Consider the following 15,801-nt stretch of genomic DNA (forward strand, 5'->3'; position numbering starts at 1 on the left):
CCTATGCGAGAGCTACCACTGCTTCATCGCCTCCTCGAGGCTGATGGGCTCGGCGTCCGCGTAGGGAATGAAGTCGGCGGGCTTGAACGGGGGCGAGCCAGGCTTCTTGTTGGCGTTGACGAACAAAGCGGCCAGCATCCCTGCAGCTGCATCCATCCGCCCGCCCAAGTTCAGGCTGCCGCGCTTGGCTCGGTACACGCTCCAGAGCTGGAACTCCCGGATGGAGAGGCGTTCCTTCGCCTCGCCGATGCTGCGGCCGCCGATCCCGTTGAGGACCAGCTCGCACCACAGCTCATCCTCCGGGGTCAGCTCGTAGCTTTTCCCAGGTTGTTCACCTCGCCGATTGCCATCAGCAGCGCCACCGACAAGTTGCCGTCCAATGCGCCGCGCTCCGGATCGGCCTCGCCTGTGATGTCAGCAACGGTGAACACCGCCTTGCCGTCCTGGTCGCAGATGCTGGCCGCGATGCGGCCGGCAACGCCGTCGTGCTTGTTCGTGGCCGACAGCACGTCCGACACCGCCGCCTGGAATCCCAGCGGCCGCACATACACGGTGGCGGTCAGCTCCTCGTCGCCCTGCTTCCAGCGAATCTCCTTCTCCACTGGCCGGCCAGTGAACGCTCCGGCCTGCAGCAGGCCGGCCACGCTCAGGCTCACTGCGCGTGCGCCGGCCGGCTTCTTGGCGCCCCGGCTCACGGCGTCTCAGCCTTGCGAAGCCAGACGCCCGACCCGCTGCGCTGCATGGTCGCGGCAGTGGTCACCACCGCATTGCCCTGGAAGTCGAACGGGAAGTCGCTCACGTAGGCCTGGAAGGTGTACCAGGTGCGGGTATTCGGCAGGACCAGCTCGTCTACCGTGGAGCGCTCGGCCGTAGCCGCGGCGCCGGTGCCAGCGCCGCCGGTGAAAGCGACAGTCGGTGTGCCGGTGTAGCCGGTGCCAGGATTGGTGATATTGACGCCGATCACCGAGCCAGAATCGACGATGGCAGTGGCCGTTGCACCGCTGCCACCGCCGCCAGTGATGGCCACGGTCGGCGCACTGGTGTAGCCGGTGCCGCCGTTGGTCACTTCGATGTTCGAGATGCTGCCGACCTGCAGCACAGTGGGTTCGATGTCCACGCCGTCGGACCAGCCGATGGCCCACTGGATCGGGTCGCCGCCGTCCACCTGCTCGGCCAGCTGCCAGAACAGGTAGTGGCTCTCGTTCTTCGGGTCGGCGTTGATGGTCACCGAGGCCTGGCCGGGCGTGCGCAGGCCCTTCTTGTAGGTGCGCGTATTGGTCTCCGACAGGCAGGTGTCGTCGATCTGGTCCGCCGGCGCGGTGCCGGGATTGAAGGCCGTGATGCACTCGATCTCGCGGACAACGCCGTTGATCAGGCCGTACAGCTGGGTTCCTTGGGTCAGGATGCTCATCGTTTCTCCTGCGGGCATAAAAAAGCCCCGCAGTGCGGGGCGTGGGTGGGGTTGTAGCGGGCGTTACCGGGGGACCAGCCAGTCCACATCGAACGACAGGCGCAGCAGCTTCGTTTCAGGGTCGAGCATCTGGCCTCCCCAGCGGGTGATGTACCCGCGCGGCTCGAAGGCATCACGCAGGGCCTTCGCACCCTGCAGCAGCGATGCTTCGTCCTTCGCGTAAACGTCGACCTGCGTGGTCAGCGCGTCCACGTCTGGCCGCTGGGCCAGGTAGTTCTCGGGAATGCCAGACACCGTCTGCCAGACCGCATAGGGCAGCGCTGGCGGCTTCTCGATCAGTCCGAACGGGTAGACACGGGTCGGTGCCTCGCCGAAGGCCAGCAGCACCGCCGGTGACGCGATGCAAAGCGGGAAGATGGGCGGGATCATGCCGCCCCCTGCTTCGCCAGCACGCGGTCAAGAGCCTGGTTGAAACTGCGCGCGAACACGTCGACGGCCTTCTGGCCGGCCTGGTCCGGCACCGGCCGGAAGATCGGCTGGGCGGCCATCTTTGACGTTCCGAACTCCAGCAGGCGCCAGTACCAGGTGATGCCACCGGGGTTGCTGGTCCCGAGCTGCGCTGCGCGGCCGGCCTGGGCACCGCCCAGAACGCCAACACGAAACGCCAGCACGCCATCCTGCTTGAACGCACGGCCATTCCAGCGCACCGCGACGTTCTTCCAGATGGCGGTCTCGGTTTCGTGGTCGTCCACCCGGCGGGCGTTGCTCTGCGCCTGGTCGCGCAGCACGTTGGCCGCCCGGCGCAGCGCGACCCTGCCACCCTTGTAGTTCACCTCGCGCTTCACCTGCGCCATCTTGTTGCGGATGCCGTCCAGGCCGCTCACGTCGAATCGGATGCCATCAGCCATCGTTGACACCCTCGCTACACGGAAGCGTGAGGTATTCCAGGCCGCTCACCGAGTCGGGCAGCACACCATGGATGTTCAGGATCTTGCCGCGGAACAGCACCCGGCACTTGTCGGTCATGTCTTCGCGGTGACGGATGGTCACCCGCAACGTGACCTCGCTGTCCACCGCCTTGGCTGCCACGAATTCGCGGGCCGACAGCGGCGCCACTTCGGCCCACACATCGGCCAGCGGCTCCCAGCTGACGGTCTGCGCGCCGGTCGCAGGCGACTGCCCGTAGACCTGACGCTGCAGCTGCACCCGATGGCGCAGGCGGCCGGCAGCGATCATCGCGGCTTCCCGCTGAGGTAGTTGCCGGCCCCGGCCGCCTCCGCCTCGCCGCCCTCGCTGTCGCAGAGGTAGTCCACCAGGCGATTAACTGCCTTGGCGTTCTCCAGATCGGCCTTGGTCTTTTCCTGCAGCGCCACCACCAGCTGGTGCGTCGCCTCGGTCTGGGCGCGCAGGGCGGCCAGCAATTCGCTTTGCTCGTTCATTCGCTTCTCGCATCCATTTCATGAGCCAGGCGCGCCGGCGCGCGCAGCCGGAGCAGGCCACGTCAGACGCCGAGCCCGACCCGGTGCGGCCACAGAAGGCTGTGCGCACCCATCGGGATCTTCACCGTGGCTCCTGCGCTGGACTGCACGTCCTCGCGGGTCATGTAGAGGTGTCCCAGCATCAGCAGAACCGCCGCTCGTATGGCGTCAGTCACTACCATCGGGTCACATCCGGCCGTTCCGTCCAGCACAGCGGCAGCCATGCTGGCGGCGTCAGGGAACACCTTCCGGTTCATGAACTCCTGCGCCGCCTCCTCGGCCGCGCCGCCGTAGAGCTCCAGCATCGCGTCGTCGGTGCTATCGGCCCGGCAGTGCTGCCGGGCCTGCTCGATGGTCACCAAGCGCATCTCAATCCACCTTCAGCGCAGCTTTCAGCGCCTCAACCACGGTCTTGCGATCCTTGCCGGCCTTCTCCGCATCGAGCGCGGACTGCAGAACGGTCTTGTCCTGCAACCCTTCCAGCGACGCGATGACGTCCGAAGCATTGCCGGCGACCAGCAGCTCGCCAGGCTTCGACGTGGTGCTGCCGCTGGTGCCGCCTTCAGACGCACCGCTGCCGGTGCCGGCGCCGTCGACGATGCCGCTATTCGCTTCCGTGCTGGCGCCTGTGCTGCCCATCTCCGGCGCGGCGCCCAAGACCTGCACAAGGCCCTTCTTCTCCAGCTCTTCGGCCTGCCGTTGGTTTCCCACCGTGAACCGTTCGCCCACCTTGCGTGAGCCGTGATGGTCAAAGCTGGCAATCGCCTGTACTTCGTACATTTCCTGTCTCCAGAAAAAAGGAAAGGGCGGCCCGGCCGCCCTCTCGTTGAACCGTCGCGCTGTCTTACGGCGTGTCGAGGTCGGACATGGTGCCCTTCACGAAGGCTTCCGGCCGGTAGACCGTCAGCGCCAGACGCTCTTCCATCAGGATCTTCACCATGTTCTTGACGAAGTCGCGGTCGTCCTGGGTGGCCACCATGACATTGACGTCCTCGCGGTCATGCAGTTCAGCAGCGATGCCGCCGCCGAAGGCACCCACCAGGAACTCGCCACTGCCCATCGACTGGGTCGGCACCACGTTGCGGCCCCACAACGCCGGCGTGGTGATGCCGCGCGGGTTGGCGAACAGGTAGGCGTTGTCATCGGTCTTCTGCAGCTCGATAGCCGCCCAGTCCAACGGGCTGATGACGATACCGTCGGCCCACGCTTCGGCCAGCTCAACCTGGAGGAGAGCAAGACGCAGGCGGTCGATGCGGGTTTCGTTCTGCACGGTGACGCCCGGATTGGCGTACGCGCGGGCCTGGGTGTACAGGCCATCAATGTTCAGGCCGACACCGGAGCCCTTCAGCAGCTGGGTTTCTTCCTTCAGCTTCAGGCCGTAGCGCAGGCGACCGTCGATGTAGCCACGCAGCGTCGGGATATCGGCCAGCACCTGGCGGGAGGCATGGATCCAGTGGGCGATGGTGGTGACCGCCGCCTGGTCGGCCTCGAACGTCAGGTTCGATTCGGGCTTCAGACCAGTCGGGTTTTCGGCCACAACGTCCGCGTTGTTGGTGTAGCCGGTCTCGCGCACGTACTGGATGGCGTTGGAGCTGGTCGGCACCACGTTAAGCAGGTCGCGGATGGTCAGGCGGCGCAGGCCAGGGGCAATGATCCCCTCGCGGCGCTGCGGAACGATCAGGTCACCGGCAGATGCGCCGTCGCTGGTCACGACCGCCTTCACGTCCATATTGAACTTGCTGCCGCCGCCACTGGCCGCCCGTGCCGCCCACGCCTGGAAGTCTTCGTTGGTGGTGAGCTGCTCGCCCATGGACTGCGGCGCCGCGTACTGGCCGCCACCCTGTTCCAGCTTGGCCACCAGCTGCTCGGCGGACTGCAGGCGCGCCTGCAGGGCGCCCTGCTCGGTCAGCAGCTTGTCGACGTTGGCACGGGTTTCATCGGTAAGCCGCGCGTTCGCCTTGATCTCTTTCTCGGCGGTTTCGGCCTGCGACTTGATCTGATCGCTGATCTTCTCCAGCTCAGCCTTGATCGCATCCGGCAGCGCGGCGGCCATCACCGGTGCCATGAGCGCACCTTCGGGGCTGGTGAACAGTGTGGACAGCAGGTGGGTGCCGGCGAACGCGTCTGCGGAAATGACCAGCAGCGCCAGCGTGGTGACAATGGCGGCCAGGGTGTATTTGCTATTCATTGGGGTTACCTCAGCGGTTGGAGATGGAAAACGACTTGAGAGCGGCCAGGTAATCGGCCTCGGTTGGTGCGACGGCAAGGGTTTCCTGGCCGTGATCGGTGGGATCGCCCGCACCGCCGCCAGTGGGATCGCCCGCGCTGGACTTGAGTTCACTGATCAGCTGCACCGCATCGGACTTCGGCATGCCAGACGCGCGCAGTGCGGATTCGATCCGCCGCACCGCAGAAGCGCTGGTCTTGCCAGCGCCGCGCTCGACTTGATCGGTCGGGAGCAGCTCGTCGGCGAAGCCGCCCTCAATTGCGTCGTTTCCGGCGATCCAGGTCTCGGCGTCCATGAGCTTCGCCATCGCCTTCTGGTCCTGGCCGGTGCGGGCTGCGTAGATATCGGCCATAGCCCGATCAAACGGCTCCAGCGTATCGGCATACTCTCGCAGGTCGTTGCGGTTTCCGGCGGCAACCACCCAGGCGTTGTGGATCATCAAGAACCCGGCCCGGGCGATCTGCACGGTATCGCCTGCCATGGCGATCACCGAGGCCGCCGACGCCGCAAGGCCAAGCACCTTCACGGTTACCTCGCCATCGTGCTCGCGCAGCAGGTTGTATATGGCCAGACCCTCGAACATGTCGCCGCCCGGGCTGTTGATGTTCACAATGATGGGGCCCTTGCCGAGAGAGCGCAGTGCGCCTGCAATCCGCTTGGCGGTGACGCCTTCGCCGGTCCAGTAGTCCTGGCCGATCACGTCGTACACGCTGATCGAGCGATCGGCGTCGTCATTTGCGGCGGCTCGCACGCCCGGATTCCAGCGGTCCAGCGCACGGGGCTGGATCTGGCTGCTAACACCCGCGCACACCCTGCCCTCCGGTGCGCCCGGCAGCTTCTTGATCGTCATGCGGTCAGTCCTTCTGTGGATCGTCTTGGAATCCCAGGAACGCGCGCGTCGCGGACCGGGCCTGATTGGACTCGGAGGCCTGCCCGAGGCTGTCCAACGTGGTCATGGCGCTCTGCACCGTCAGCACCGCGGCGTTACCCCCCATCGGCTCCCGGTCCTCCAGCTCCCGCACTTCGTCGCGAGTCAGCACGCCGTTGTTGACCATGGCGGTGTAGAACGCGGCGCGGCCGGCGCTGTCGGCCCGAAGCAGACCCTCCACAGAGAACTTCGGATAGAAGCGCGCCCGGTCTGCGGGAGTCATCAGATCCTTCGCAATAGCCTGCTCTATCCGCTTGAGCCAAGGCGCGAGCGTGAACGTCAGGAAGCCGATCATTTGCTGCTCGATGCCGGTGCCCCAACTGCTCGACTTTTCGGTGTGGCCCACCATCCATGGCGGAACACGGAACCAGCGACACACTTCCTCTACGCTGAACCCACGCGATTCCAGCAGCTGCGAGTCCGCCGGATTGATCCCGATGGTTCCGACGTCCGTGCCCCCCTCCAGCAGCGGGGTTTCCCCGCGTTCGACCGAGCCAAGCACGTTCTGTCGAAATTCGTCACGCTGATTGGGCTTCAGGAAGGCCGCGATCTTGTAGTAGACGGTCTGCAGCATGCCGTTGCTGAAGGTCCGGGCTGCCGCCCGGTCGGCAGCGATAGCGCCGCCGAAGACATGCGCGCCATACGCAATGACCGAAACACCGTTCTTTCCATCAAGGGTGAAGCCGGGAATCTCCCAGAGCCGCTCGCGCGGGATAACCCGCTGCCGGCCGTCTTCGCCGGTATAGCGCCACTCCTTCTTGCCATCGGAGCCGCGCGATACCGTCAGTCGATCTGGGTTGAGGAACTGCAGCCCAACCACCCGTCCGCCAATCATCAGTTTTTCGGCACGCCCGGCGCCCCGCAGCAGCATCGCGGCGACGGTGGCCTCCCAGTATACGGACGCGGCCGAGTCAGGATTTGGCTGGTCGCGAATTACGAAGTGCAGCGGATGCTGCGGGGCCGGTCGCTTTCCGCTCGCGGAACGTTCGTACATCCCCAGCGGCAGCGTAGCAATCGTCTCCGAGATCAGGCGGACGCAAGCCCATACGGCAGAGACCTGCATCGCGGTTGAGGGGGTCACCGAAACGCCGGCGGGCCCACGCGCACCGGCGACGGGCGACCACCCTGCCTCATCGGTAAGCGCCAGTGGGATCCCAAGCCACGCCCGAACGGCGCTTGCTATTCGACCTGGGTGCTTCAACGCGACCGCCGTCATGCTTTGCTCCTGATCGGGGCGGACAGAAAGCCTTCCATGTCGCCCTCATCGTCGCCTGTCGGCATTGATAGGCCGATCCCCATCAACAGCGTGGCCATGTCGTCAATCTTGTCCGGCGAGCGCTTCTTGTCAGGTTTCATGTTCAGGTTCCCATCCTTAACGGCGATCAGGTTGGAAGCGCACCAGTTCAGGACCGGGTCGTTTCCATGTTGGATGCTCTTGCTGATGTAAGCCCGTTCCAGCTCCTGCATCGCCGGGTGGTAATTTTTGGTGGTCTGGCTGAACTCGATCAGCGGGTGGCCGTCTTCCAACAAACGCTGGCTGATCTCCTGGGCATTCCACCGGTCGTAGCCGATCGCTCGCGGATTGAATCGCTCGACGTCCTGACGGATGCGGCTTTCCACCACGGTGTAGTCCGTCACCTCGCCGTCGGTTACCTCGATCAGACCAGCAGCCACCCAGCCTGCGTAAGGCACGACGCCGCGCTCCGTACGCGCTCGGACGGCTTCCGAAGGAACAAAGCGCCTACCCCACGTGTAATAGACGCCGTCAACCTTCCAGACCAGCCGCCAGGATGTGAGGTCAAGGGTGCTTGCCAGATCCAAGGCGCCCCAACAAGGGTGGCCGGCGAGCCAATCCAGATCGACCTTGCCACCGCACCGCTGCCACTTAGTCAGGTCCACCCAGCCTGTTGCCGACGAGGCGGGCCGATTGAGGCGCTTGATCTTGAATTCGGCCAGCTTCGATGGCATCTGCCGCGCTTCGACAGCCTCCTTGCGGATGGCTTTCAGCAAGTGCGGGTTGGCGTCCATCAGCGGGTTGGCTTTGGGCCACGCTGACTCGTCGAACTCGTCGTCGTCCTCGTCGACCGCGTAGAACACCACCAGGAAGTGGTCTGCCGATTCGCCGAGGATGCCCTGCAGCACCTGCTTGGCGAACTGCCGAATTTCTCCCCATGGCCCAGGGTTGGTGTACCCCTCTGTCGTGGTGTATAGCCACAGCGGGTTGCTGCGCGCGCCGGCCGCTGAAGTCAGCACGTTCAGCAGGTCTGCCGACTTGTGCGCATGGATCTCGTCCAAGCCCACATGCGACGGGTTAAGACCGTCCTGCGTGCTGGCCTTTGCGTTGATGGGCTTGAAGCTGGCACCGGTCTCCATCCGGCTGATCGAATTGGCCCAGCAGGCCAAGCCGAAAGCCTCCTGCAGGTCCGGCGTCTTCTCCGTCATCCGTTTGGCGACGTTGAAAATGATGCGTGCTTGGCTGCCGGTGGTGGCCGCCGAGATGATCTGGGCGCCCTCCTCCTCCTCGCAGCACTGGCAGTACAGCAGGATCGCCGCCGCCAGGGTCGACTTTGCGTTCTTGCGCGCCACCGCGAACAGAGCCGAGGTGAAACGCCTGCTGCCGTCCAGGTTGCGGAACCCGAACAGCTGAACGACGAAGAACACATGTGACCGATGCAGCTCGATCTCAGGCCGCGCCCACTTCCCTTCGACATGCGGCAGCTTCTCGATGAAGTCGCACGGGTCGCACGCATGCCACTCGTCGAAGACAAACGGCGGACGCTTCCGCCTCGCTCGCTTCAGGTCCGCAAGGAACCGTTTCGCGGCCAGGCGCACCCACTTCCCGAACTTCCGGCCCTTCCTGTCGGCTACGGCCTCTTCTGCATAGGCCGTGGCGATGCCGACGTAATCACGCACGGGGCTTCCGCTTCGCACCATTGCTGGCGAACGCGTTCCCCGTCTTCTCGACCTCTCCGGATGGCTTCACCTTGCCCTGGGCAACCGGCGTCAGGCCAAAGTCGTTCATCAGCCCGCGCAGCTGGGAGACCATCGACGCAACGGGCGTCAGCCCGGCCGCATACAGCTGCACGGTGTTGCCGTGCAGAGCGCAGAGCTGGCCGAACGCCGAAAGCCCGGCCTCGGTGAGTAGCTTATTCGCGTGGAGAATCGGCGCGAGCCGGTCCCACTCCTTGATGGCATGAGCATTCGGCAGCCAGTCCGGTGCCGGCGGAACGTCCGACACCAGCGGAAGGTCAGCAGCTGGCGCCGGCGGCGCGCGGTCGGGGCGATCCGTGCCGGCCACCACTTTCAGCGATGTCGGTTTGCGCGGGTTCGCCATGGGTAGTCCAGGAGCGGCAACCTTGCCGCGAAAAAATGGTTTTTCTCAACTGACGGTGCAATAAAACGCCTGGGCGCACGGTCAGGGAGGCGAACCGCCCCAACTTTTGACCCTCCCCCCGCCCTATCTGCCGTTGTTGCGATTCATTCTCGTCCACGCGCGCGTTTCGGGGTCGCCTTGGCACCTCGGTGCCAGTTGCCGAACCCGCCGTCCTTGGTCGCGGTCTTGCGGTCGTGGCAGGGCTTGCAGAGGGGCTGCCAGTTGTCGGTGTCCCAGAACAGCGCCTGGCTGCCCTTGTGCGGGGTGATGTGGTCGACCACCGTCGCGACCGTGACGTGCCCCGACCGATGGCACTCAGCGCACAGCGGGTGCCTCAGCAGGTAGGTCGCGCGCGCTCGCTGCCATCGGCTGCCGTAGCCGCGCTCGGCTGTGGTCTGCCTCACCGCTGCAGCAGGCACGTGCACGACCGCCTGCCTCGGCATGGCGTTGTGCTTCGGCGCTCGGCGTGGCATCAGCCTGGTCCAGGGATTCGGTCGGCCTCGATCACGGCTTGGCAGGCACGGACGTGGTCGTCGGCGTCTCGTCCGATTTGAACAAGAGCGCCCGCGACCTCTGCTCGTAGTTGGGCTGCCTGGTCACGTTCGACGGCGCCGGCGGCGGCTTGGGACAGGCGAGCGGTGTTACAGGTGGCGAGGTCGTCGCGCAGCTGGAGGCTGCCATCGCGCACGCCAGCAGTAACAGCAGCAGGGATAGCCGTGGCCGCAGTGCGGTCTTCTTCATGCTTGGCTCCGATGGTGGCGAGCGCCTCGGCCTGATTGTGCTCGGTGGCGTGCGTCTGGTTGACCTGCTGAACCTGGGCATCGCTGGCGCCGGCCTGCCGCCTGGCTTCGGCGCCCTCGGCACGATCACTGCGCCACGCCCAACCAGCGCCGAACATACCGATCGACCAGGCTACGAAGGCCAGTACTGCAATCAGAGTCCGATTCATGCGGACACGGGCCTGCGGTCGAAGACCAGGTCGCCATAAGCAGCGCCCCATCGGGTATACAGCCAGAGGCGATAGCCAGTGGAAGGCGCGCAGATCTCCAGCCGCACGAGGCTCAGGCCGAACAGTCTCCACCACGGCCAGGACTGCGGCCCATGCGCCGGCCGCAGGTCTTGCTTGAAGTGGGCCAACGACCCGTTCGTGCGAATCTTCATGTCAGGCTCCGTTGCCCCTACGGGTCATACCGAAGAAGTAGCCAATTACCATGCCGGTGGCGTTGTTCAGGCCGCCGATCAGCATGCCGAACGAATCCTTGTTGGCTTCCGGTATCGAGATGGAGACAAGAGCAGCCATGGCCATGCCGACCAGGAACAGCACCAGAACGGCGATGCCGACGCGTGCGGCGCCAACGTTTCGGGTCGCGAAGGTCATGCGGCACCTGCAAGTGAATGAATTTCCTCCAGCGCCCAGTGGTACAGAGGCTGGTCAACGATGGTCACGCGGGTGAGGCGCTTACCGCGCACTACCTTCACCGCCACCTGTGTGGACTGCTGGACCGCGAGAAGCACGAACGCAATGCGCTGCTTCGTGGGGTCTGGCTCCTGGAGCACCGCAAGCGTGTCGCTGACCATCTCGCGGATTGCCAGCAGCAGCTCCGCAGTCGGGCTCTTTGCTTTCTGGTTCTCCAGTACCACCAGCACGCCCTGCAGCTGATTCACCGGCGAGAGCTTGGGGGCCTTTTTCTTCGCCGTCATGCTCCAAGCGCCTTCAGCGCGCGCGCATAGCGCGCCCTGCGATCAGCGGCACCGGTCTGGCCGCCGTTCACTCGTTCGGTGATCTCTTCAAATCGGCTGGCGTCAGCCAGCTTGTTCAGGGATCGGGCATCCCAGAAGGCACCGGCCGCCAGCGCGCCCCACTTGGGCTGCTCCAGCGCCTCGGGCTGGGACTCGAAGTCCGGCACGCCTTTGATGCCCTTGGCACGCAGTGCGTCCCGGATCGCGGCATAGTTGGCGCGGCCAGTGTTCTGGATCGGGCCACGGCCACGGAATCGGTAGCCATCGCCGCTCGCCTCGGAGCCGTTGCCCAGGCGGTTGGCATATGCGTTGTTGCCGATCGCTACCGGCTTCCGCTCCAGCGCGCGCGCCAAATCGTTCGGCTTCCTCGGCTTGGCCTTGGGATCCACGGCGTAGCGGCTGGGCCAGGTATCGGCCATGCCTTGCGCACCGTAGTTCAGGTTTTCGACGGTCCTGCCAAGGCTGAGGGACTCATGCCCCACCTGCGCCAGGAACGCAGCCGCCCGCTTCGGGGTGCTGATGCCGAACGCCGTGCAGGCTTCGGACAGGGGCTGCGCCCACTGGGCGGCGACGGCGGCACTGCAGCCAACCGCCTGCTGGATTGTCGAGGCGGTCAAGATCATGGCAGGTCCGAAAATGAAAACCCCGGCTAGATGGCCGGGGTCGGGTCGTGCGCGATGGTAGTAAAGCTACCCCTAAAAGTGCGGGAGTGTCACTCCCGCAGTCATGTCGCGCTGAACACAGCCGCAATTTCCGACGGGTTCATGTAACGCTGTCCGTCCAAGGCTAGAAGGATAGGCTTAAAGATGACCAGCATCCGTTCGTAACGATCCCTCATTGGCTTGTGAGAATTAAGCGTTCGCCCCGTGAACTGTGCGAAATCACCGAGGGTATTCACAAGCAAATTGGCATAGCTTCTTAGCGTCGCCTCTTGATTGCCGTCAAAGCCAGTGAACCGCGCCCTCGCCGCTGGTTCACCCGCAGCGGCCTCGAGAACGCTCTTCTCGTTGATGTCGAGATTCTCGATAGCCTCCTCAAGCACAGACCACATTTCCAGGACGTCGACTACGAAATGGAAGTCTGACGGAACATTGGCCGTCCCAAAAATGTGGTCGTACTTGTAGCCAATCGCGAACTCTTGCCGGTCCATAGCAGCCGTGAGCACCAGGTTCTGATCTAGCTGGCCTTGTACCTTCAGAGCCTTCTGAATATCGGCGAGCATCATTACGATCAACCGCTGCTCTTCGGTGAACTTCATGCTTTCCTCCATGATCAGCGCGCCGGAATGGCGCGCTTTCACCTGATTCTAACCATTTAACATCACGCTGCTCTGCTCAAGGCGCTGGACATCGCCCAGCAAGCCTCCTGCTCTGCCTCGGTCATACGCTGCAGCAACCACTCGTAAACGCCGCGCCACTTCGAACGGTAGGTGGATTCATCCCGCCCGATTGCCGCCGCGCGCCGGCGGTCGCTGACCTGGCCCAACCCGGACCCACCGCACAACTTGCAGGTCATCAGCAGCTCGCCCGACACCGACTGACCCCTACCCTCGCAGCTGCCGCAGTGCGGTCGGTGCGCGATCTCGCTGATCACCGCCATGGCCAGTGTCGGCAGCGACTCCAGGGTGCTGATCGGCCAGCATTGCGCCTTCACCCGCCCCAGCCGCTGCTGGGCCGCATCGCGGTTCGCCCGCTGCTCCGCCGTCGCCGCGCCGCCCCAACCGATGCACACCTCGGCCAGGCCGAGATCCGTCCGGGCCTCAGCCAGCCGACGCTGCTGGCGCTGCAGCTCCGGCGTAACCAGCGCGATTACAGCGTCCCGCAGCTTGTGCCGGCGCAGCGCGGCGCCATCCGGCCACCAGCACGCCTCCAGCAGCTCCCGGCCCAGCCCGGCCGGCACCATGCCCAGCGCCGCGGCAATATCCTGGTTCGTCAGGTCGGGCTTCCCACCTCCCCGGCCGATGTCGAACTTCACCGTGCTCGGCCCCAGCCGCGCCATCGTCTCTCGTGGATTCATGCCCGTTCCCCTGTCGTTGATTCGCCGGCCGCCGCCGGCCCACCCGTAATCCGCACCACCACCTGGCCGCCCGGCCGGCGCTCGCTGCTCACAACCGGGTGGCTGATGAACCGCTTGTCGTCAATGCCCAGCACCTGGGCGATGCCGTCCCGGTACGCCTTGAACCGCCCCAGCATGTTGTCGTCGTCCGGCAGCGCCTTCCCCGGCGCCTGGTGGAAGCTCACCCACAGGTGCAGCTTCCCCGCGGGCAGCTGCAGCGTGCGCCATCCAGCCTCGTGCGCCAGCACCACCGCCGTCTGCCGGGCGTGCTTCGTGGCCTTGGCCTTCCGGCTCCAGTGCACCCGGCCATTCGGAGACAGATCCTTGCTCGGCCAGGGCAGAACCAGTTCCAGCGCGCGGTCAGCCTGCATGGGCGACCTCGCGATGCCCCATCGCCTCGCGAAAGGCAGCTCGCCACCGGAACGCCGTTGCCCTGCTGACGCCGAAGTCCGCCCGAAGCTGGGCAACCGACGGGATGCGGTCGCCGTACATCCGGACCATCCGCAAGGCGGCCGTGAGCGTGATGTTCTGGCGGCCCCACTCGGGCCAGCCAGGCTCGCGGCTGGAATGCTGCTCAGTGGATTTGGGGCTCATAGGGCCTCCTGAGGAGAGTTGATGTTCACCGGCGTGCACCTTTCGCACGGCGCGCGGCAGCGTGAAGCCTCCTCGCCTCCGAGTGCCTACCGCTCTGCGTGGGCGGCCAGTACATGCGCTTCGCGAGGGCGACCGAAAGCACCACCGCCTGCAGGCGGCGATCCAAGGGCATCACGGCTTCACCTGCGGGCGAGCTGATTGCATGTCTCGCGGCGCGATCGCGTCGAGATCGGCTGCACATTCGGCCCACATTGAGGCGTCGTGCGGTTCGTCCTTCTGTTCGGCTTCAGCCTGCTTCTGCAGTATCGCCAGTCGGGCAACCCTGACCGCGCCCAGCTTCTTGGCATCAACCAGGACGTAGCCCTCGGGCGGCGTGAGGGCCACAGCTTCGCGTCCACTTCCAGTTTCGAACCCGAAGCGCAGCAGCTGGCCAATGAGGCGCAGCTCAAGCTCGTAGCTCTCCAGGTCTTCACCACCCCGAACGTTCTCGGCTTCCTGGTGGTGACCCCACTCGTCCAGGCAACTGGCCAGCAGCTCCCGCGCCCGCTTCTCGATGGCGTCCATCAGCCCACCTCCGGGCCGGCCGGCTCGGCCGCATAGTGCGTGATCTTGGGGTTGTCACCCCGCCAGCTCCCGAATACCGGCCGCTTGCTCACCGAGTCCCACAGCATCAGCCGCCGCCCATCCTCCGGCGCGCCAGCGATTGGCTTCCAGTCGACGGCAGCTGCGGCGGGGCAGTAAGGGATGGCCCTCTCGCCATCCTTGAACACCTGGCTGCCCGGCTCCGACGTTGCCAAAGCGAACGCTCGACCCTTCGCGTTCAGCACAACCCACACGCGTGACGGGGCGCTCATGCTGCCTGCTCCCAGCTGGCCGCCAGGCGCTGCACCTGCCCGCCGCGCGCAACGAACTGCTCCACCGTCTCGGCCGGCCGCTGGCCCGCCTTCTCCTTCCCCCACGGCTTCGCCGGGGCCAGGTCCGCCAGGAGCGCCACACGCGCTCGGTGGATGGTCATCTTGTCCGGCGCTCGCGGCCCAGCGGACTCGGCGGCCCGCAGGCGCTCCTTGTACGCCTTGGCGATCTCCCGATCCCGCTCCCTTCGGCGCTCCGGGCTCATTGGCAGTCGCCGCATCTCGGCGCCGGTGCGCTCATAGACCCCGGTCCTGCCCTCCCCGATCTTGCGCAGGTAGCCCGCGTCGACCAGATCCAGCAGTGTGCGGCGGACCTTGCCCCGCTCGACGTGGCCCACCACGCCCAGACGGTCGGCTACCTGGACTCCGGTGATCTGCAGGCCGGGAGCGGCTTCGAACAGAGCTCTCGAGCGGCCGGCGTATGTCTTGCTCCTGTCCATCATCGTCATACCCTCAGTTCGTTCACGTAGGTCTGATTCGCGATCAGCTCGTCGTCGGAGCCGTACGTCTCATGGAAGGTGCGCGAGCCATCCATCAGGCTCGGGCCGTAGATCTGGCGCATCGTCGCGAAGGTGTTTCCCTCCATCGGATGCCGCATGTGGTGCCACTTGCAGAGCGCGTAGCCGAACATGTGGCCGCGCCGCAGGTTCCCGCTCTTGCCGTGGTTGTAGTCGCAGCCATAGACCACCAGGTCCGACTCCAGCAGGTTCTGCACCTGGAGCGACAGACAGGCCATGCAGGGGCCGGTCTTGGCCAGCTCGATACGAGCCGCTTCTTCCTTCGTCGGCGGAGGTGCCTTCGACCACATCAGCGCGCGGCCTCGTCGGCCAGGCGCCAGCCGTGCTGCCAGGCTTCCGCCTTCTCGCTCAGCGGGCCGGCGCGGCGGTTGGTGCCGTCCTCGGTCTCGCATTCGATCCACACCAGGTGCGGGTTGTCGCTCAGGCGCTGGCCGTTGAGCCGCGCGGAGTAACCGGCGTTGATCTCCTTGGCGAACCTGCTGCGCGTGCTGTAGTTGGAAAAGTCCATCAGCGTCTGTTCCTCGTCGTGCTGCGGCGTGCCGCGCTCAGTTCCTGGTCCTGCTTGT

General features: G+C 65.4%; 29 protein-coding genes. All 29 read right to left on the reverse strand.

The features are described 5' to 3' along the window. Positions 1-12 precede the first annotated feature (12 nt). The 29 genes from O0J15_RS05495 to O0J15_RS05635 all read right to left on the reverse strand — a co-directional run bounded on the left by O0J15_RS05495 (position 13) and on the right by O0J15_RS05635 (position 15,743). Positions 13-198 carry a hypothetical protein gene (locus O0J15_RS05495; protein WP_308305249.1) on the reverse strand — a complete coding sequence of 62 codons (186 nt, stop codon included), beginning with the start codon at positions 196-198 and terminating at the stop codon, positions 13-15. 107 nt (positions 199-305) lie between these two features. Beyond that, positions 306-695, reverse strand: coding sequence for a phage tail assembly chaperone family protein, TAC (locus O0J15_RS05500; RefSeq protein ID WP_308305250.1), 390 nt, complete (start codon positions 693-695; stop codon positions 306-308). Then, positions 692-1,411: a phage tail tube protein gene (locus tag O0J15_RS05505; RefSeq protein WP_308305251.1), complete on the reverse strand. Its 720-nt coding sequence runs from the start codon at positions 1,409-1,411 to the stop codon at positions 692-694. Before O0J15_RS05505 ends, O0J15_RS05500 begins: the two co-directional genes overlap by 4 nt. A 63-nt stretch (positions 1,412-1,474) precedes the next feature. Beyond that, complete coding sequence (locus tag O0J15_RS05510) at positions 1,475-1,840, reverse strand: DUF3168 domain-containing protein (RefSeq protein ID WP_308305252.1); 366 nt, start codon at positions 1,838-1,840, stop codon at positions 1,475-1,477. After that, on the reverse strand, positions 1,837-2,319 hold the full coding sequence (locus O0J15_RS05515; protein ID WP_308305253.1) for an HK97-gp10 family putative phage morphogenesis protein: 483 nt from the start codon (positions 2,317-2,319) through the stop codon (positions 1,837-1,839). Before O0J15_RS05515 ends, O0J15_RS05510 begins: the two co-directional genes overlap by 4 nt. Next, positions 2,312-2,647 carry a phage head closure protein gene (locus O0J15_RS05520; protein WP_308305254.1) on the reverse strand — a complete coding sequence of 112 codons (336 nt, stop codon included), beginning with the start codon at positions 2,645-2,647 and terminating at the stop codon, positions 2,312-2,314. Before O0J15_RS05520 ends, O0J15_RS05515 begins: the two co-directional genes overlap by 8 nt. Then, positions 2,644-2,850 (reverse strand): hypothetical protein, encoded by a 207-nt coding sequence (locus O0J15_RS05525; protein WP_308305255.1) that lies wholly within the window; start codon positions 2,848-2,850, stop codon positions 2,644-2,646. Before O0J15_RS05525 ends, O0J15_RS05520 begins: the two co-directional genes overlap by 4 nt. 62 nt (positions 2,851-2,912) lie before the next feature. Continuing rightward, a complete protein-coding gene (locus O0J15_RS05530; protein WP_308305256.1) occupies positions 2,913-3,257 on the reverse strand; it encodes a head-tail connector protein in 345 nt (114 codons plus the stop codon). 1 nt (position 3,258) lies between these two features. Further along, on the reverse strand, positions 3,259-3,669 hold the full coding sequence (locus O0J15_RS05535) for a hypothetical protein (protein ID WP_308305257.1): 411 nt from the start codon (positions 3,667-3,669) through the stop codon (positions 3,259-3,261). A gap of 64 nt (positions 3,670-3,733) precedes the next feature. Beyond that, positions 3,734-5,077 (reverse strand): phage major capsid protein, encoded by a 1,344-nt coding sequence (locus O0J15_RS05540; RefSeq protein ID WP_308305258.1) that lies wholly within the window; start codon positions 5,075-5,077, stop codon positions 3,734-3,736. 10 nt (positions 5,078-5,087) lie between these two features. Further along, complete coding sequence (locus tag O0J15_RS05545; RefSeq protein WP_308305259.1) at positions 5,088-5,966, reverse strand: head maturation protease, ClpP-related; 879 nt, start codon at positions 5,964-5,966, stop codon at positions 5,088-5,090. A 4-nt stretch (positions 5,967-5,970) separates the two neighbouring features. Then, positions 5,971-7,260, reverse strand: a complete 1,290-nt coding sequence (locus O0J15_RS05550) for a phage portal protein (protein ID WP_308305260.1) — start codon at positions 7,258-7,260, stop codon at positions 5,971-5,973. After that, positions 7,257-8,957 carry a terminase TerL endonuclease subunit gene (locus O0J15_RS05555; RefSeq protein WP_308305261.1) on the reverse strand — a complete coding sequence of 567 codons (1,701 nt, stop codon included), beginning with the start codon at positions 8,955-8,957 and terminating at the stop codon, positions 7,257-7,259. The genes O0J15_RS05550 and O0J15_RS05555 overlap by 4 nt, the downstream gene beginning before the upstream one ends. Then, positions 8,950-9,378, reverse strand: a complete 429-nt coding sequence (locus tag O0J15_RS05560; protein ID WP_308305262.1) for a hypothetical protein — start codon at positions 9,376-9,378, stop codon at positions 8,950-8,952. Before O0J15_RS05560 ends, O0J15_RS05555 begins: the two co-directional genes overlap by 8 nt. Positions 9,379-9,521: 143 nt before the next feature. Further along, positions 9,522-9,890, reverse strand: a complete 369-nt coding sequence (locus tag O0J15_RS05565) for an HNH endonuclease signature motif containing protein (RefSeq protein ID WP_308305263.1) — start codon at positions 9,888-9,890, stop codon at positions 9,522-9,524. Continuing rightward, positions 9,890-10,366 (reverse strand): lysis system i-spanin subunit Rz, encoded by a 477-nt coding sequence (locus O0J15_RS05570; RefSeq protein WP_308305264.1) that lies wholly within the window; start codon positions 10,364-10,366, stop codon positions 9,890-9,892. The genes O0J15_RS05565 and O0J15_RS05570 overlap by 1 nt, the downstream gene beginning before the upstream one ends. Continuing rightward, the gene (locus O0J15_RS05575) at positions 10,363-10,578 is read right to left on the reverse strand and encodes a hypothetical protein (RefSeq protein ID WP_308305265.1); all 216 of its coding nucleotides are present in this window, start codon (positions 10,576-10,578) and stop codon (positions 10,363-10,365) included. The genes O0J15_RS05570 and O0J15_RS05575 overlap by 4 nt, the downstream gene beginning before the upstream one ends. Before the next feature lies 1 nt (position 10,579). Continuing rightward, positions 10,580-10,795 (reverse strand): hypothetical protein, encoded by a 216-nt coding sequence (locus O0J15_RS05580; protein ID WP_308305266.1) that lies wholly within the window; start codon positions 10,793-10,795, stop codon positions 10,580-10,582. Continuing rightward, entirely contained in the window at positions 10,792-11,118 is a 327-nt protein-coding gene (locus tag O0J15_RS05585) for a hypothetical protein (protein WP_308305267.1), read from the reverse strand. Before O0J15_RS05585 ends, O0J15_RS05580 begins: the two co-directional genes overlap by 4 nt. After that, positions 11,115-11,780 (reverse strand): glycoside hydrolase family 19 protein, encoded by a 666-nt coding sequence (locus tag O0J15_RS05590; RefSeq protein ID WP_308305268.1) that lies wholly within the window; start codon positions 11,778-11,780, stop codon positions 11,115-11,117. The genes O0J15_RS05585 and O0J15_RS05590 overlap by 4 nt, the downstream gene beginning before the upstream one ends. 101 nt (positions 11,781-11,881) lie before the next feature. After that, the gene (locus O0J15_RS05595) at positions 11,882-12,415 is read right to left on the reverse strand and encodes a YfbU family protein (protein WP_308305269.1); all 534 of its coding nucleotides are present in this window, start codon (positions 12,413-12,415) and stop codon (positions 11,882-11,884) included. A 62-nt stretch (positions 12,416-12,477) separates the two neighbouring features. Next, positions 12,478-13,173 (reverse strand): hypothetical protein, encoded by a 696-nt coding sequence (locus tag O0J15_RS05600; RefSeq protein WP_308305270.1) that lies wholly within the window; start codon positions 13,171-13,173, stop codon positions 12,478-12,480. Continuing rightward, positions 13,170-13,583: a hypothetical protein gene (locus O0J15_RS05605; RefSeq protein ID WP_308305271.1), complete on the reverse strand. Its 414-nt coding sequence runs from the start codon at positions 13,581-13,583 to the stop codon at positions 13,170-13,172. The genes O0J15_RS05600 and O0J15_RS05605 overlap by 4 nt, the downstream gene beginning before the upstream one ends. Further along, positions 13,573-13,806 (reverse strand): hypothetical protein, encoded by a 234-nt coding sequence (locus O0J15_RS05610; RefSeq protein WP_308305272.1) that lies wholly within the window; start codon positions 13,804-13,806, stop codon positions 13,573-13,575. The genes O0J15_RS05605 and O0J15_RS05610 overlap by 11 nt, the downstream gene beginning before the upstream one ends. A gap of 171 nt (positions 13,807-13,977) precedes the next feature. Further along, positions 13,978-14,370 carry a hypothetical protein gene (locus tag O0J15_RS05615; protein ID WP_308305273.1) on the reverse strand — a complete coding sequence of 131 codons (393 nt, stop codon included), beginning with the start codon at positions 14,368-14,370 and terminating at the stop codon, positions 13,978-13,980. Then, on the reverse strand, positions 14,370-14,660 hold the full coding sequence (locus O0J15_RS05620; protein WP_308305274.1) for a hypothetical protein: 291 nt from the start codon (positions 14,658-14,660) through the stop codon (positions 14,370-14,372). The genes O0J15_RS05615 and O0J15_RS05620 overlap by 1 nt, the downstream gene beginning before the upstream one ends. After that, positions 14,657-15,166, reverse strand: coding sequence for a hypothetical protein (locus O0J15_RS05625; protein ID WP_308305275.1), 510 nt, complete (start codon positions 15,164-15,166; stop codon positions 14,657-14,659). The genes O0J15_RS05620 and O0J15_RS05625 overlap by 4 nt, the downstream gene beginning before the upstream one ends. Next, positions 15,163-15,525, reverse strand: coding sequence for a Ref family recombination enhancement nuclease (locus tag O0J15_RS05630; protein ID WP_308305276.1), 363 nt, complete (start codon positions 15,523-15,525; stop codon positions 15,163-15,165). Before O0J15_RS05630 ends, O0J15_RS05625 begins: the two co-directional genes overlap by 4 nt. Further along, complete coding sequence (locus tag O0J15_RS05635) at positions 15,525-15,743, reverse strand: hypothetical protein (protein ID WP_197600393.1); 219 nt, start codon at positions 15,741-15,743, stop codon at positions 15,525-15,527. The genes O0J15_RS05630 and O0J15_RS05635 overlap by 1 nt, the downstream gene beginning before the upstream one ends. Positions 15,744-15,801 lie beyond the last annotated feature (58 nt).

The organism is Stenotrophomonas sp. Sm10 (assembly GCF_030985515.1).
Taxonomy (GTDB): Bacteria; Pseudomonadota; Gammaproteobacteria; order Xanthomonadales; family Xanthomonadaceae; genus Stenotrophomonas; species Stenotrophomonas hibiscicola.

Excerpts from the sequence above, each read along its gene's own strand:
- O0J15_RS05505 (WP_308305251.1), bottom strand. The coding sequence starts at position 1,411 with ATGAGCATCCTGACCCAAGGAACCCAGCTGTACGGCCTGATCAACGGC.
- O0J15_RS05510 (WP_308305252.1), bottom strand. The coding sequence starts at position 1,840 with ATGATCCCGCCCATCTTCCCGCTTTGCATCGCGTCACCGGCGGTGCTG.
- O0J15_RS05515 (WP_308305253.1), bottom strand. The coding sequence starts at position 2,319 with ATGGCTGATGGCATCCGATTCGACGTGAGCGGCCTGGACGGCATCCGC.
- O0J15_RS05520 (WP_308305254.1), bottom strand. The coding sequence starts at position 2,647 with ATGATCGCTGCCGGCCGCCTGCGCCATCGGGTGCAGCTGCAGCGTCAG.
- O0J15_RS05525 (WP_308305255.1), bottom strand. The coding sequence starts at position 2,850 with ATGAACGAGCAAAGCGAATTGCTGGCCGCCCTGCGCGCCCAGACCGAG.
- O0J15_RS05530 (WP_308305256.1), bottom strand. The coding sequence starts at position 3,257 with ATGCGCTTGGTGACCATCGAGCAGGCCCGGCAGCACTGCCGGGCCGAT.
- O0J15_RS05535 (WP_308305257.1), bottom strand. The coding sequence starts at position 3,669 with ATGTACGAAGTACAGGCGATTGCCAGCTTTGACCATCACGGCTCACGC.
- O0J15_RS05540 (WP_308305258.1), bottom strand. The coding sequence starts at position 5,077 with ATGAATAGCAAATACACCCTGGCCGCCATTGTCACCACGCTGGCGCTG.
- O0J15_RS05545 (WP_308305259.1), bottom strand. The coding sequence starts at position 5,966 with ATGACGATCAAGAAGCTGCCGGGCGCACCGGAGGGCAGGGTGTGCGCG.
- O0J15_RS05550 (WP_308305260.1), bottom strand. The coding sequence starts at position 7,260 with ATGACGGCGGTCGCGTTGAAGCACCCAGGTCGAATAGCAAGCGCCGTT.
- O0J15_RS05560 (WP_308305262.1), bottom strand. The coding sequence starts at position 9,378 with ATGGCGAACCCGCGCAAACCGACATCGCTGAAAGTGGTGGCCGGCACG.
- O0J15_RS05565 (WP_308305263.1), bottom strand. The coding sequence starts at position 9,890 with ATGCCACGCCGAGCGCCGAAGCACAACGCCATGCCGAGGCAGGCGGTC.
- O0J15_RS05570 (WP_308305264.1), bottom strand. The coding sequence starts at position 10,366 with ATGAATCGGACTCTGATTGCAGTACTGGCCTTCGTAGCCTGGTCGATC.
- O0J15_RS05575 (WP_308305265.1), bottom strand. The coding sequence starts at position 10,578 with ATGAAGATTCGCACGAACGGGTCGTTGGCCCACTTCAAGCAAGACCTG.
- O0J15_RS05580 (WP_308305266.1), bottom strand. The coding sequence starts at position 10,795 with ATGACCTTCGCGACCCGAAACGTTGGCGCCGCACGCGTCGGCATCGCC.
- O0J15_RS05585 (WP_308305267.1), bottom strand. The coding sequence starts at position 11,118 with ATGACGGCGAAGAAAAAGGCCCCCAAGCTCTCGCCGGTGAATCAGCTG.
- O0J15_RS05590 (WP_308305268.1), bottom strand. The coding sequence starts at position 11,780 with ATGATCTTGACCGCCTCGACAATCCAGCAGGCGGTTGGCTGCAGTGCC.
- O0J15_RS05595 (WP_308305269.1), bottom strand. The coding sequence starts at position 12,415 with ATGAAGTTCACCGAAGAGCAGCGGTTGATCGTAATGATGCTCGCCGAT.
- O0J15_RS05600 (WP_308305270.1), bottom strand. The coding sequence starts at position 13,173 with ATGAATCCACGAGAGACGATGGCGCGGCTGGGGCCGAGCACGGTGAAG.
- O0J15_RS05605 (WP_308305271.1), bottom strand. The coding sequence starts at position 13,583 with ATGCAGGCTGACCGCGCGCTGGAACTGGTTCTGCCCTGGCCGAGCAAG.
- O0J15_RS05610 (WP_308305272.1), bottom strand. The coding sequence starts at position 13,806 with ATGAGCCCCAAATCCACTGAGCAGCATTCCAGCCGCGAGCCTGGCTGG.
- O0J15_RS05615 (WP_308305273.1), bottom strand. The coding sequence starts at position 14,370 with ATGGACGCCATCGAGAAGCGGGCGCGGGAGCTGCTGGCCAGTTGCCTG.
- O0J15_RS05620 (WP_308305274.1), bottom strand. The coding sequence starts at position 14,660 with ATGAGCGCCCCGTCACGCGTGTGGGTTGTGCTGAACGCGAAGGGTCGA.
- O0J15_RS05625 (WP_308305275.1), bottom strand. The coding sequence starts at position 15,166 with ATGACGATGATGGACAGGAGCAAGACATACGCCGGCCGCTCGAGAGCT.
- O0J15_RS05630 (WP_308305276.1), bottom strand. The coding sequence starts at position 15,525 with ATGTGGTCGAAGGCACCTCCGCCGACGAAGGAAGAAGCGGCTCGTATC.
- O0J15_RS05635 (WP_197600393.1), bottom strand. The coding sequence starts at position 15,743 with ATGGACTTTTCCAACTACAGCACGCGCAGCAGGTTCGCCAAGGAGATC.